The sequence below is a fragment of the Ralstonia sp. OTU4908 genome, from assembly GCF_038440115.1.
Lineage (GTDB): Bacteria > Pseudomonadota > Gammaproteobacteria > Burkholderiales > Burkholderiaceae > Ralstonia > Ralstonia pickettii.
This window is the reverse complement of the sequence record NZ_JASATD010000005.1, coordinates 125411-138515: the sequence shown is the minus strand read 5'-3', so window position 1 is coordinate 138515 and position 13105 is coordinate 125411. Positions and strand designations below refer to the sequence as shown.

The following is a 13105-nucleotide window of genomic DNA, read 5'->3' as shown; positions in this document are numbered from 1 at the left end:
TTGCTACGAACCATGAGAAGAGTCCTAATTTGTGAAGGCCGTTAAACACCGTGCGACAAGCATTCGTGAAACGGCAAAAAAAAGCCCGGACAATGATGTCCGGGCGGCGGTGCTTCCCACAACAGTGTGACGGGATCAGAAACACCCAAGGGTCGCATGTGCCAGACACATCGCAGCGCACCGGGGGGAAGCACTGCAACGCTTACGGGGGTGACGTCATGGAGGGTCAGACGTACTGGTCCGGCACACGTGGATCGCATGGTGCCTTGCGAAACGTGCAACGGGCGCAGTCGTGACAACATTTAACGTTGGCAGCTTCTGTGCCGCGACACTTCAGGTGGGATCAGCGTTTTCCAGCTCCTGCCGAATCGACTCGGTCAGCATGTCGATCAGCAAGCGAACGCGCCTGGGAACGAACCGGGCAGAGGGCGTGACGAGGTTGATCGGCTCACCGCTGGTCGCATAGTCCGGCAGCACGCGAACGAGTCGCGGCAGCGGTGCGTTGGCGCGCGCCACGGCACTCGCATACAGCGGCAGCGGACCGATACCGGCGCCTGAAGCAATCAACGTTTCCAGGTAGATGAGGCTGTCGGCATTCAGGCGCGCACGCACAGCCACGGTTTTCAGCCCATCGGGGCCGACGAGGCGCCATTGCGTTTCGCCGCGGCCGGTGCCGCGAAAATCGAGGCAGCAATGGTCGGCCAGCCCTTGTACGGTGTCCGGCGCACCGCGGCGCTGCAGGTAATCGGGCGAGGCGAACAGGCCGATGCGCAACACGCCCAGCGACCGCGCGACCAGCGAACTATCGGCTAGGCGTCCAACGCGGACAGCGAGGTCGAAACCTTCCTGCACGAGATCGACGTTGCGCGGCGTCAGCACCACGTCCAGATCGATTTCCGGATACTGCTGCATGAAGCGCGCCGCCACCGGCGCCACCAGCAGGCGGCCGACGTCTTCGGAAGACGTGATCCGCACCTTGCCGCGCGGCAAGTCCTGCAGCTCGCCGGCGCAGGTGGTGGCGCGTTCGATGTCTTCCAATGCATGCGACGCCACCTGATACAGGCTCTGGCCCGCGTCGGTCAAATGCAGCGTGCGCGTGGTGCGCTGTAACAGTCGCACGTTCAAATCCTGTTCAAGCGCCGCAATGCCCCGGCTGACGGACGATTTGGGCAGGTCCAGCCGCGTGGCTGCTGCCGTGAAGCTCCCCGCTTCGACCACGCGCACAAACAGCGCCAGTTGGTTCAGATCCATGGTTTCCTCCTCTTATCGTGATGCGCGCCGGCCGGAATGGTTATTGTCTCGCCAGGAGCAACATTTTTTCCCACAATAACCGACTAGTGCAAACGAGGCAACTACCCTACATTTGGCGTATGACAAATGCCGAATTTCAGGAGAACCACATGGAAACCCTCGTGCAACCGCAAGTGCAGCGTGCCCGCCTCGTCGAGCGCATCATCACGGGCCGCCCCACCTCGGACGGCGCGGGCGTGAAGCTCACCCGCGTGCTGACGAACAACCTGCAACGCCGGCTCGATCCGTTCCTGATGCTGGACGCGTTTCGCAGTGACGACCCGAACGACTATCTGGCCGGCTTTCCCGATCACCCGCACCGCGGCTTTGAAACGGTGACATACATGATCGCGGGCCGCATGCGCCACCGCGACAGTGCGGGCCACGAAGGCCTCCTGCAACACGGCGGCGTACAGTGGATGACGGCCGGCAGCGGCGTCGTGCACTCGGAAATGCCGGAACAGGAGGACGGCGTGATGGAAGGCTTCCAGCTGTGGTTGAACCTGCCTGCCCGCGACAAGATGACAACACCGTGGTACCGCGACATTCCGTCGAACGAGATTCCCGAGTTCACAACGGAAGACGGCGTGGCCGTGCGTGTGATCGCGGGAGAATCGCACGGTGTGCAAGGTGCGATGACGCGTGAAGCGACGCAGCCGCTGTACCTCGACATCACGCTGCCAGCGGGCGCGTCATTTGCGCAGTCGCTGCCGGCAGGGCACAACGCGTTCGTCTACGTGTTCCGTGGCAGCGCGCTGGTCGGTGACGCCGGAGCACCTGGCGACGCCGGGCTGCAGCGCGTGGAAGACAAGCAGATGGCCATCCTTGCCAACACGGAAGGCAGCGACGGTGTGGTGATCCGTGCAGGCGACGCTGAGGCGCGTGTGCTGCTGGTGGCCGGCAAGCCGCTGAACGAGTCGATCGCTCAATACGGCCCGTTTGTGATGAACACGCAGGAAGAAATCTTCCAGGCCGTGCGTGACTTCCAGGCCGGCAAGTTCGCCTAAGCCCACGCCTCAAAGAAAAACCGCCGCTCGGTTTCACCAGAGCGGCGGTTCGTCCAACAGCGCGATCTGCTCGCGCAATTCCAACACCCGGTCCTGCCAGTAGCGTTGCGTGTTGAACCACGGGAACGCGGCAGGAAACGCCGGATCATTCCAGCGACGCGCCAGCCATGCGCTGTAATGCAGTAAGCGCAGCGTGCGCAGCGCTTCCACCAGATACAGCTCGCGCGTGTCGAACTCACAGAAATCCTCATAGCCGGCCAGCAGGCTGGCGAGCTGCGATTGCATCGACGCGCGATCGCCCGAGAGCAGCATCCACAGATCCTGCACGGCCGGGCCGGTGCGGCTGTCGTCAAAGTCGACGAAATGCGGGCCGGCGCTGCGCAGTGGATCGCCCTGCTTGGCGTCGGCCTCTTCGATCCAGAGCACGTTCGAGGCGTGGCAATCGCCGTGCAGGCGCAGCAATGAAACGTCGCCTGCGCGGTCGTAGCAGCGGCGCACGCCGTCGAGTGCGGCGTCAGCCACGCTGCGCCAAGCCGGCAACAAATCGGGCGGGATGAAATCGTGTTCGAGCAGCCAGTCGCGCGATTGCACGCCGAAGGTGTCGATGTCGAGTGCGGGCCTGGCCACGAACGGCCGCCGCGCACCCACGACGTGGATGCGGCCAAGGAAGCGGCCCATCCACTCAAGCGTGTGGTCCTGGTCGATGGCCGGCACGCGGCCTGCGCAACGCGGGAAGACCGCGAAGTGCCAACGCTCGAACGCGTGCAGCGTGCGGCCGTCGATTTCCAGCGGCGCGACCACGGGGATCTCCGCCGCTGCGAGTTCTGCCGTGAAGGCGTGTTCCTCGACGATCTGCGCATCGGTCCAGCGGCCCGGGCGGTAGAACTTGACCACCACCGGCGCGCTGTCTTCCACGCCGACCTGGTACACGCGGTTTTCGTAGCTGTTGAGCGGGAACATGCGGCCGTCCGGCATCAGCCCGACCTCCGCCAGCGCATCGAGGATGCTGTCAGGCGTCAGGCCGTCGTAGGGCGCGTCAGCTGATGCGGGTGGGCCGTCGTCGTGCATCAACGTCAGGCTTTACGGCCGCCGAGCAACGCAGCCGCCTTGGCGAACAAACCATTGAACGGCTGCTTGGCCGGCTGTGCCTTATGGGCGGGCTGCGCAGCTTGCGTGTTTGATGCGCGGCGTTGTTGACCGCCCTGCCCGCCTTGTCCATTGCCTTGGCCCTGGCCTTGACCGTTGCCCTGGCGCTGGCCGCGCGCCTGCGATTGGCCGTTGCCGTTGCCGGCACCGTGGCCATTGCGCGGCTTCGGCGCAGCCTGGCCGTCGCGTTGACCTTGCGGCTGACGCTGGCGGCTGCCGGCACCATTGCGGCCTTGGCCTTGGCCTTGGTTCTGACCCTGACCCTGACCGTTACCGCTCGACTCGCGACGCGGCTCACGAGGCTCACGCGGAGCCCGCGGCTCGCGCGGCGCAGCGTTGCCGCTGGCCTGGCGCGGCTGCTGGCTGCGCCCACCGCCCGGGCGGCCACCGCGCGCGTTACCGCCACGGCCCGCCGAGTTGCGCCCGTTCGGAATCGGCTCCGCCGCGATGGACGGGTCCGGCTCGAAACCTTCCAGCACGGTACGCGGCAGTTCGCGCTTGATGAGGCGCTCGATGTCGCGCAGCAGGCCATGCTCGTCCACGCAGACCAGCGAAATCGCCTCGCCTTGCGCGCCGGCGCGGCCCGTGCGGCCGATACGGTGCACGTAGTCTTCCGGCACGTTCGGCAGGTCGAAGTTGACCACGTGCGGCAGTTGGTCGATGTCGATACCACGGGCGGCGATGTCGGTTGCAACCAGCACCCGCAGCGTCCCGGCCTTGAACTCCGTCAGCGCACGCGTGCGCGCCGATTGGCTCTTGTTGCCGTGGATGGCCAGCGCGGGAATGCCGTCGCGCGTGAGCTGCTCGGCCAGGCGGTTCGCGCCGTGCTTGGTGCGCGTGAAGACCAGCACCTGGTGCCAGTCGTTGTCGCGCACGAGCTTGGCCAGCAGTTCGCGCTTACGCTCGCGGTCGACCGGGTAGATGCGTTGTTCGACTGTCTCGGCGGTCGTGTTGCGGCGCGCGACTTCGATCAGCGCCGGCTTGTCGAGAAGACGGTCAGCCAGTTCGCGGATGTCGTCGGAGAACGTTGCCGAGAACAGCAGGTTCTGTCGCTTCGGCGGCAGGATGTTGAGGATCTTGCGGATGTCGTGGATGAAGCCCATGTCCAGCATGCGATCGGCTTCGTCCAGCACCAGCAGTTCAATGTGGGACAGATCGATGGTGCGCTGGCCGACGTGGTCCAGCAGGCGGCCCGGCGTGGCCACGACGATATCGACACCGCGCTTGAGCGCATCGATCTGCGGGTTGATGCCGACGCCGCCGAACATCACCATCGACTTCAGCGGCAGGTATTTGCCATAGGCGCGCACGCTTTCTTCCACCTGCGCGGCAAGCTCACGCGTGGGCGTCAGCACCAGCGCGCGGATCGGAAAGCGCATGCCCTGCGGCGTTTGCACCTTGTTGGGCTGCGATGCCGACAGGCGGTGCAGCAGCGGCAGCGTGAAACCGGCGGTCTTGCCGGTGCCGGTCTGTGCACCGGCGAGCAGGTCACCGCCCTTGAGGATGGCGGGGATGGCCTGGCGTTGAATCGGAGTGGGTTCTGCGTAGCCGAGTTCGGCCACGGCACGTACCAGCTTGTCTGACAAGCCGAGTTCGGAAAACGACATGGAAAAGCGATTGGACCGGCGTGTCCCGCGCATTCGTTCGTGCGCCAATCGTGGACAAAGCCTGGGTAGGTGACGGGGCGACTGGACCCCGGGGACTGCAAGAAGGGCGCTAGTTTAACAGGTGATGGTGTTTACCCCACCGCCGCCGCAAGGCCTCCACGGCGTATTCACCACATTCCCGGCCGCTCCCTCAACGCATACCGTCGGAATTGCACGGGGAATGCGCCTCCGGCTGTAGACGGACGCCGCTTCCGCCTATCGCGAAGATCGGCATTCGTGGGTGGAGGTCTCGACGCTGGTCGTCCAGGACGGCGGCTCCCTCTCCCCCTCCTGCACAAAACCCTGCCGCATTTTTCGGCGGTCTGACCTCGCTCCATCGGCCGGCCGGCTGACCCGCTCATCGGGTGCGAGCCTGGTTGAGCTTTCTCATGTTTGCGCTCACTCACTTTCCGGGCCACGTGTTTCATACATTGGTTGGGCAAGCTCTTCCGGTCTAGAGTGCTTGCTCGAATTGGGCGCTTGGCGTTTTCAAACGTCTGTTCCTAACATGCCCGAGCAACCCCATACACATGTTTGAATCGTACGTTCGAGCGCTGCACCGCAGCAATCGAGGCCGATATCACGCTTAAAAAAACGAGGTAGGAGACATGGGACGTCCTGGAGCAGGAGACACCAAGGGCCGCATTCTGGAAGCCACCGAACTGTTGTTCATCGAGTTCGGCTACGAGGCGATGTCGTTGCGGCAGATCACGGCACGCGCCAAGGTCAATCTGGCGGCGGTCAATTATCACTTCGGCAGCAAGGAAGCGTTGATGCAGTCGGTGCTGGGGCGCCGGCTCGACCCGCTCAACACGCGCCGGCTGGCACTGCTCGATGCATGCGAAGAGCGCTGGAGCAAGGAACAACTGACCTGCGACCACGTGCTCGGCGCGCTGTTTGTGCCAGCGCTGCAGATGGCGCGCAACCCAGACACCGGCGGGCCTGCGTTCCTGCGGCTGATGGGGCGCGTGTATTCCGATACTTCGCCGTTCGTGCAGAACTATCTGCTCGGCCACTATGCGCCGGTGTTCGATCGCTTTTTCGAAGCCTTCTCGCGTGCGCTGCCGCACCTGCCACGCGCAGAACTGGGCTGGCGCCTGCACTTTGCGCTCAAGGCACTTGCCGGCGTGCTGGCGGGGGACGACCTCAACAACCTGCTGCCGCTGTTCACGCAGGGCAAGACGATGAACGATGCCTCACTCCTGGCACGCCTGACGGCGCTGGTGGTGGCCACGCTCAACGCCCCGCTGCCGGGCGAGGCCGGCGCGCTCGACCAGGTCGTCGAACTGGCCGAAGCACAGGTGCCCACGCCGGTCGCGCAAGCAGACGACGCCTCCAACGGCAACGACAGCGGCCACGGCGGCTCGGGCCGCCACGCCGGGCACGGCAATGGCCGCATCACCGAACGCAGCGCGACGCCTGCCACGGCGTCGCCCTTCGCCGGTGACTTGTTCGGCCGCACGCCGGGCTCGCGCGCAAGCGCAGACGATGCCGCGGACGACCACGACGACCTCAGCGCCGACGAGCACGACGATCACCACGGTGCCGACAGCGATAGCGACGGCCCCGCGCCGTCTGCGCGCACCCGGGCATTGGCCATTCGCCGCAGCAATGCAGCACGGGCAATCTTCCCGGCCAACCCGATGCGGCCCTGGCGCAGCCCCAACGCCTGACAACGCGGGCGCCGCGCGGCACTCCCGTGTGCAGGCACGGTAGTCGCTCCGGTGTTCGGCAGGTGCCGCCGCATGTTCGAGACAGCCGGCACATCAACGCATCGAATGGAGACCCTCATGACGACGATCTGGATCGTCCTGCTTTGCATCGGCGCGCTCGCTCTCGCCAGCATGGAAGCCTCGGCAGTCGCCTGGCTGATCGCAACGGCGGTGTGGCTGGTCGCCGGTGCTTGGCTGGGCCTCGTCGGCCCGGTGATGACAGCGGTGCTCGCCATCGTCTTTGTGCTGCCCGCGCTGGTGCTTGCGGTCAAGCCGTTGCGCCGGGCACTCATCACGCGCCCGGTGCTGGCGATGTTCCGCAAGATCATGCCGGAGATGTCGCAGACGGAGCGCGACGCCATTGAAGCCGGCACGGTCTGGTGGGATGCCGAATTGTTCTCCGGCCGGCCGAACTGGTCGCGTTTGCTGTCTTCCCCGCCGCCCAGTCTGTCGGCGGAAGAGCAATCCTTCCTCGACGTCGAAACTGAAAAGCTCTGCGACCTTGCCAACGATTGGGAAAGCACGCAGATTTGGCAAGACCTGTCGCCCGAGGCGTGGGCCTATGCCAAGCGCGCGGGCTTCCTCGGCATGATCATCCCGAAGGAATACGGCGGCAAAGGCTTCTCGGCGTATGCGCACTCGCAGGTCATCATGAAACTGTCGACGCGCTGCTCCGCTGCAGCCGTTTCGGTCATGGTGCCCAACTCTCTGGGCCCCGCCGAGCTGCTTCTGCACTACGGCACCGAAGCGCAAAAGGACCATTACCTGCCGCGCCTCGCACGCGGGGAAGAAATCCCCTGCTTTGCGCTGACCAACGCGTATGCCGGCTCCGATGCCGCCGCCATTCCCGATGTGGGCGTGGTCTGCCGCGGCATGCACGAAGGCCGCGAGACCCTTGGCTTTCGCGTGACATGGAGCAAACGCTACATCACGCTCGGCCCCATCGCGACAGTGCTGGGACTGGCCTTCCGCGCAGTCGATCCGGATGGTTTGCTCGGTGCCGACAAGGAACCCGGCATCACGTGCGCGCTCATCCCGACCAAGCATCCGGGCGTGAACATCGGCCGCCGCCATTGGCCACTCAATGCGGTGTTCCAGAACGGCCCCAATTGGGGCAAGGATGTGTTCATCCCCATCGACTGGGTGATCGGCGGCCGGGCACAGGTCGGCCGTGGCTGGCGCATGCTGATGGAATGCTTGGCAGCGGGCCGCGCCATCTCGCTGCCTTCGTCGAACGTGGGCATGGCCAAGCTGGCCGTGCGCAGCACCGGCGCGTACGCCGCCGTGCGTCGCCAGTTCCGTACCCCCATCGGCAAGTTCGAAGGGATCCAGGAAGCGCTCGGTCGGATGGGCGGCAATCTGTACATGATGGACTCGGCACGGCGTCTGTCCGCGTTGGCCGTCGACCGGGGTGAAAAGCCTTCAGTCATCTCCGCCATTGCCAAATACCACGTCACCGAACGTGCGCGCGATGTGGTCACCGACGCGATGGACATCGTCGGCGGCAAGGGCATCTGCATGGGCCCGAACAACTTCCTGGCGCGCGCGTATCAGCAGGTGCCGATCGCCATCACGGTGGAAGGCGCGAACATCATGACGCGCTGCCTGATCATCTTCGGGCAGGGCGTGATCCGCTGCCATCCGTATGTGCTGCGCGAGATGACCGCCGCGCAAGGCGCCGATTCACCCGAGACGCTGCGTGCGTTCGATGCGGCGCTGTTCGGCCACGGCGCGTTCATCGCCGGCAACGTGGTGCGTGCGTTCTTGCATGCGCTCTCCGGCGGGCGCGTAGCGAGCGTGCCGGGCAACGCTGCACCGGAAATGCATCGGCATTACCGTGCCGTGAACCGCTTCTCGACCGCGCTGGCGCTGCTGTCCGATGTGTCGATGTTTACGCTGGGCGGCACGCTCAAGCGCCGCGAAAGCATCACGGGGAGGCTTGGCGACATCCTCTCGCAGATGTACCTGATCTCGTCCACGCTCAAGCGCTTTGAAGATGAGGGCCGCCCCGCCGAAGACACGCCGCTCGTTCATTGGTCGGTGCAGGACGCGCTGGTGAAGGCACACGATGCGCTCGACGGTGTGCTGGCCAACTTCCCGAACGCAGGCGTCGCGGCGCTACTGCGTGCGCTGATCTTCCCGTTCGGCACGCCATATCGAAAGCCGTCGGATGCGCTGGCTGCACAGGTTGCCGAGCTGATGCAGACGCCCGGCGCCGTACGCGATCGCCTGCTTGCCGACTCGTACTGCCCGACGCCCGAAGTCGACCCGATCGCCTATGGCGAGGCGGCCTTCCGTCTGCAACCGGCCGTGGACGCAATCGAGCAACGCTTGAAACCGGCCATCCGGGCAGGCAAGCTGCCGGCCGTGCCGCAAAGCCTGCCTGACTTCGAAGCCTGGACGGCGCAAGCGGTGGCACAAAACCTCATCGACGAAGGCGAACGCAAGCAACTGTGCGACTACGCGCGCTACGGTGAGCACGCCGTTGCTGTGGATGACTTCCCGCCCGACTTCAACCTGATGGCCGACCTGCAGCGCCGCAAGGATGCGCTTGATGCCCTGCACGCCGCCGAGCGCCGCGCAGCCTGATGGTCCGGGCCTGACAAACGACAACAACAACGATGCAAGACAAGTACCTCGATTTCGTCGGTTCCGGCTTCGGCAAGTGGCTGTCGGCCAACCTCGGCCTGCCGCAGCCGGTGCCGTTGCGCCGTTACGTGCCCGGCGAACCGGAATTTGTCGGGCCGTTTCTGGTGGGCGCGGCGCCAGGCGGCTCCATGCGCGAGACGCTCGCAGCGCTCTTTGCCGAGACCGGCGTCCCCACGCGCTTTCATGAAAGCGATCCGGAGTGGCTCGGAACTGCCAACCGGCACGGGCAGATCACCGGCCGCTTTGTCGCGCCCACGGGCAAGGAAGGCGAGGCGTTCGATCGCATTGGCGGCATCGTTTTCGATGCCACGGGCATTGCGTCGGTCGACGGCCTCGATGCGCTGTATCACGTGTTTCACGATGGCGTCCGGGCCATCGGCGGTTGTGGGCGCGTGGTCGTGATCGGCCGTCCGCCCGAAGGCAGCAAGACGCCCGAGGCGGCGATCGCGCAGCGCGCGCTGGAAGGACTCACGCGATCTCTCGGCAAGGAAGTCCGGCGCGGCTGCACGGCGCAGCTCGTGTACGTAGCGGAGGGTGCGGAAAACGTGGCCGCGTCGACGCTGCGGTTTCTGTTGTCGGCGCGCTCGGCGTATGTGTCGGGGCAAGTGGTGCGCGTGCATCGCGCCGCAGCGGTCTCGGTGGATTGGCAGAAGCCGCTGGCCGGCCGCACCGCGCTGGTGACCGGTGCCTCGCGCGGCATCGGCGCGGCCATTGCGCACGTGTTGGCGCGAGATGGTGCGCGCGTGCTCTGCCTGGACGTGCCCGCCGCACAAGAGGCGCTGGGCGCCGTCGCCCAGGAAATCGGCGGTGAAGCCATGGCATACGACATTGCCGCGCCTGAAACACCCGCCTTGCTCGCGCAGCAACTTGCCGCATTGGGCGGCGTCGACATCCTCGTGCACAACGCAGGCATCACGCGCGACAAGACCATCGCCCGCATGACCGAACCCGCGTGGCGCAGCGTGCTCGATATCAACCTCGCCGCTCAGTTGCGCATCAACGACGCACTGCTTGCAGCCAATGCGCTGCACGCGGGCGGAGCCATCGTCTGCGTGTCGTCCATCAGCGGCATTGCAGGCAACATGGGGCAGACCAACTACGCGACGTCCAAAGCCGGGGTGATTGGCCTCGTGCAGGCTGGCGCGCCGTTGCTGGCGGAACGCGGCATCACCATCAACGCGGTTGCGCCGGGCTTTATCGAAACGCAGATGACCGCAGCCGTGCCGTTTGCCATTCGTGAAGCCGGCCGCCGCATGAATGCGATGAGCCAGGGCGGCCAGCCCGTCGACGTGGCCGAGACGATTGCGTGGTTCGCCAACCCTGCGTCGAACGGCGTAACGGGCAACATCGTGCGCGTGTGCGGGCAAAGCCTGCTCGGCGCCTGAGCGATCGTGCGCACGCTGGCCCCGCTCTTTCCCATGATCGCCACGCAGACGCTGGTGACGGCGCCACCATCGCCGGGGGCGCTGGCGTGGCGCGCGCTGCTGTCGCAACGTAAAGGCAAGCGTGGCGGACCGCTGCCGCGCCACACCCTGGTGCGGCAGGAAGTGCCGCTCGACGCCGGGCACATCGCACAGTACGCAGCGGTGTGCGGCTTCTCCGCAGCGCATGGCGTGCCGATGACGTATCCGCACTTGCTAGGCTTTCCGCTGCAGCTCATGCTGATGACGGAATCGGCGTTTCCCTATCCGGTCATCGGCCTGGTGCACCTGTGCAACACGATCCGCCAACACCAGCGTTTGCAGGTGGGTGAGCGCGTGCGCGTGGAAGTGCGCCCCCGCCGGTTGTTCCACCATGCACGCGGGCAGGCGTTCGCCATCGAAACCGCGATCGTCAAGGCCGGCGCGGTGGTGTGGGAATCGCTGTCGACCTATTTGCGCGTGGGCGTGCCTTCTCCGCAAGGTGCGCCGCTGATTGCGCTGCCCGGTGCCCAGACCTTGTCACCAGACGGCCGCTGGGATGTGCCCGCCGACACCGGCCGACGCTACGCCGGCGTGTCGGGCGACTGGAACCCCATCCACGTGTCCACTATCGGTGCAAGACTGTTCGGCTTTGCGCATCCCATCGCTCACGGTATGTGGACAAAGGCCCGAGCGCTGGCAGAGCTGTTGCCCGCGGCGCCGCTCACGCAAGGCGAAGTGCTGGCCGAATTCAAGACGCCGCTATCACTGCCGGGGACGGCGACGCTGTGGCAAGCCAGCGAAGCCACCCCGGGCCGCGCCTTTGAAGTGCGCAACGCCACGGGCGACAAACCCTATCTGCGCGGCATGCTGACGCTGCCGCAAGCACAACAAGACAACACGGGAGACTGAATTCATGCTCGTCAACGCGCAGCTGCGCCGCGTGGCCATCCTCGGCGGTAACCGCATCCCGTTTGCCCGCTCGAACACGGCCTACGCCACGGCTTCGAACCAGCAGATGCTGACCGCCGCGCTGCAAGGCCTGATCGACCGCTTCAACCTGCATGGCCAGCGTCTGGACGAAGTCGTGGCCGGCGCGGTCATCAAGCACGCGCGCGATTTCAACCTGACGCGCGAAACGGTGCTGTCTACCACGCTCGCCAAGCAGACGCCCGCGTACGACATCCAGCAGGCCTGTGGCACCGGGCTGGAAGCCGCCATCCTCGTTGCCAACAAGATTGCACTGGGGCAGATCGACGTGGGCATTGCCGGCGGCACGGACACTACCTCCGATGCGCCCGTCGGCCTGAACGAAAAGATGCGCAAGATCCTGCTGGAGGCCAACCGCGCCAAGTCCACGGGCGCGCGCGTCAAAGCGCTGGCCGGCCTGCGGCCATCGATGTTCGTGCGCCCGCTCCTGCCGCGCAACAGCGAGCCGCGCACTGGCCTGTCGATGGGCGAACACTGCGAGCTGATGGCCAAGCGCTGGGGCATCCGTCGCGAAGACCAGGACGCGCTGGCCCTACGCAGCCACCACAACCTCACGGCGGCCTACGAGCGCGGGTTCTTCACCGACCTGATGACCGCCCACCTCGGGCTCGATCGTGACAACAATCTGCGCAGCAACTTGACCATCGAGCAACTGGCGAAGCTGCAGCCGGTATTCGACCGCAGCGCCGCCGGCACCATGACGGCCGGCAACTCCACGCCGCTCACCGATGGCGCTTCGTGCGTGCTGCTCGCCAGCGAAGACTGGGCGCGCGCGCACAACCTGCCCGTGCTCGCCTACATGACCTGCGCGGACACGGCGGCTGTCGACTTCTTCAGCGGCACGCCGGAGCAGAACGAAGGGCTCTTGATGGCCCCGGCCTATGCCGTTTCCCGCATGCTGGAGCGCGCGGGCCTGACGCTGCAGGACTTCGACTACTACGAGATTCACGAAGCCTTTGCAGCGCAAGTCCTGTGTACGCTGGCGGCGTGGGAATCGCCCGAATACTGTCGCGAAAAGCTGGGCCGCAGCGCGCCGATGGGCAGCATCGACCGCAGCAAGCTCAACGTGAACGGCAGCTCGCTGGGCACAGGGCATCCATTTGCCGCCACGGGCGGGCGCATTGTCGCGACGCTGGCAAAGATGCTGGCGCAGCGCGGCAGCGGCCGCGGGCTGGTGTCGATCTGTGCCGCGGGCGGGCAAGGTGTCGTCGCCATTCTGGAGCGACCCGAAACGATGTCGCAGTAATCCGCTCGGGCCACAACGG

The 13105-nt window shown here is 65.7% G+C and carries 9 protein-coding genes; 6 read left to right on the top strand and 3 right to left on the bottom strand.

The features are described 5' to 3' along the window. Nucleotides 1-333: 333 nt before the first annotated feature. Nucleotides 334-1251 carry a LysR family transcriptional regulator gene (locus tag AAHM38_RS06680; RefSeq protein WP_012761228.1) on the bottom strand — a complete coding sequence of 306 codons (918 nt, stop codon included), beginning with the start codon at nucleotides 1249-1251 and terminating at the stop codon, nucleotides 334-336. A gap of 149 nt (nucleotides 1252-1400) precedes the next feature. On the opposite strand from AAHM38_RS06680, the gene AAHM38_RS06675 reads away from it, so the two are divergent. Next, a complete protein-coding gene (locus AAHM38_RS06675; protein ID WP_116575891.1) occupies nucleotides 1401-2297 on the top strand; it encodes a pirin family protein in 897 nt (298 codons plus the stop codon). A gap of 33 nt (nucleotides 2298-2330) precedes the next feature. On the opposite strand, the gene AAHM38_RS06670 is transcribed toward AAHM38_RS06675, so the two are convergent. Further along, nucleotides 2331-3365 (bottom strand): serine/threonine protein kinase, encoded by a 1035-nt coding sequence (locus AAHM38_RS06670; RefSeq protein ID WP_116575912.1) that lies wholly within the window; start codon nucleotides 3363-3365, stop codon nucleotides 2331-2333. 5 nt (nucleotides 3366-3370) lie between these two features. Continuing rightward, complete coding sequence (locus tag AAHM38_RS06665; protein ID WP_116575911.1) at nucleotides 3371-5050, bottom strand: DEAD/DEAH box helicase; 1680 nt, start codon at nucleotides 5048-5050, stop codon at nucleotides 3371-3373. A gap of 647 nt (nucleotides 5051-5697) precedes the next feature. Between AAHM38_RS06665 and AAHM38_RS06660 the strand changes: the two genes are divergently transcribed. The 5 genes from AAHM38_RS06660 to AAHM38_RS06640 all read left to right on the top strand — a co-directional run bounded on the left by AAHM38_RS06660 (nucleotide 5698) and on the right by AAHM38_RS06640 (nucleotide 13086). After that, on the top strand, nucleotides 5698-6762 hold the full coding sequence (locus tag AAHM38_RS06660) for a TetR/AcrR family transcriptional regulator (protein ID WP_116575890.1): 1065 nt from the start codon (nucleotides 5698-5700) through the stop codon (nucleotides 6760-6762). A gap of 117 nt (nucleotides 6763-6879) precedes the next feature. Further along, nucleotides 6880-9390: an acyl-CoA dehydrogenase gene (locus AAHM38_RS06655; RefSeq protein WP_116575889.1), complete on the top strand. Its 2511-nt coding sequence runs from the start codon at nucleotides 6880-6882 to the stop codon at nucleotides 9388-9390. A gap of 32 nt (nucleotides 9391-9422) precedes the next feature. After that, nucleotides 9423-10835, top strand: coding sequence for a 3-oxoacyl-ACP reductase (locus AAHM38_RS06650; protein WP_116575888.1), 1413 nt, complete (start codon nucleotides 9423-9425; stop codon nucleotides 10833-10835). Nucleotides 10836-10841: 6 nt separating this feature from the next. Then, nucleotides 10842-11762 carry a MaoC/PaaZ C-terminal domain-containing protein gene (locus AAHM38_RS06645; RefSeq protein ID WP_116575887.1) on the top strand — a complete coding sequence of 307 codons (921 nt, stop codon included), beginning with the start codon at nucleotides 10842-10844 and terminating at the stop codon, nucleotides 11760-11762. Nucleotides 11763-11766: 4 nt separating this feature from the next. After that, nucleotides 11767-13086 (top strand): acetyl-CoA C-acetyltransferase, encoded by a 1320-nt coding sequence (locus AAHM38_RS06640; RefSeq protein ID WP_012761220.1) that lies wholly within the window; start codon nucleotides 11767-11769, stop codon nucleotides 13084-13086. Nucleotides 13087-13105 lie beyond the last annotated feature (19 nt).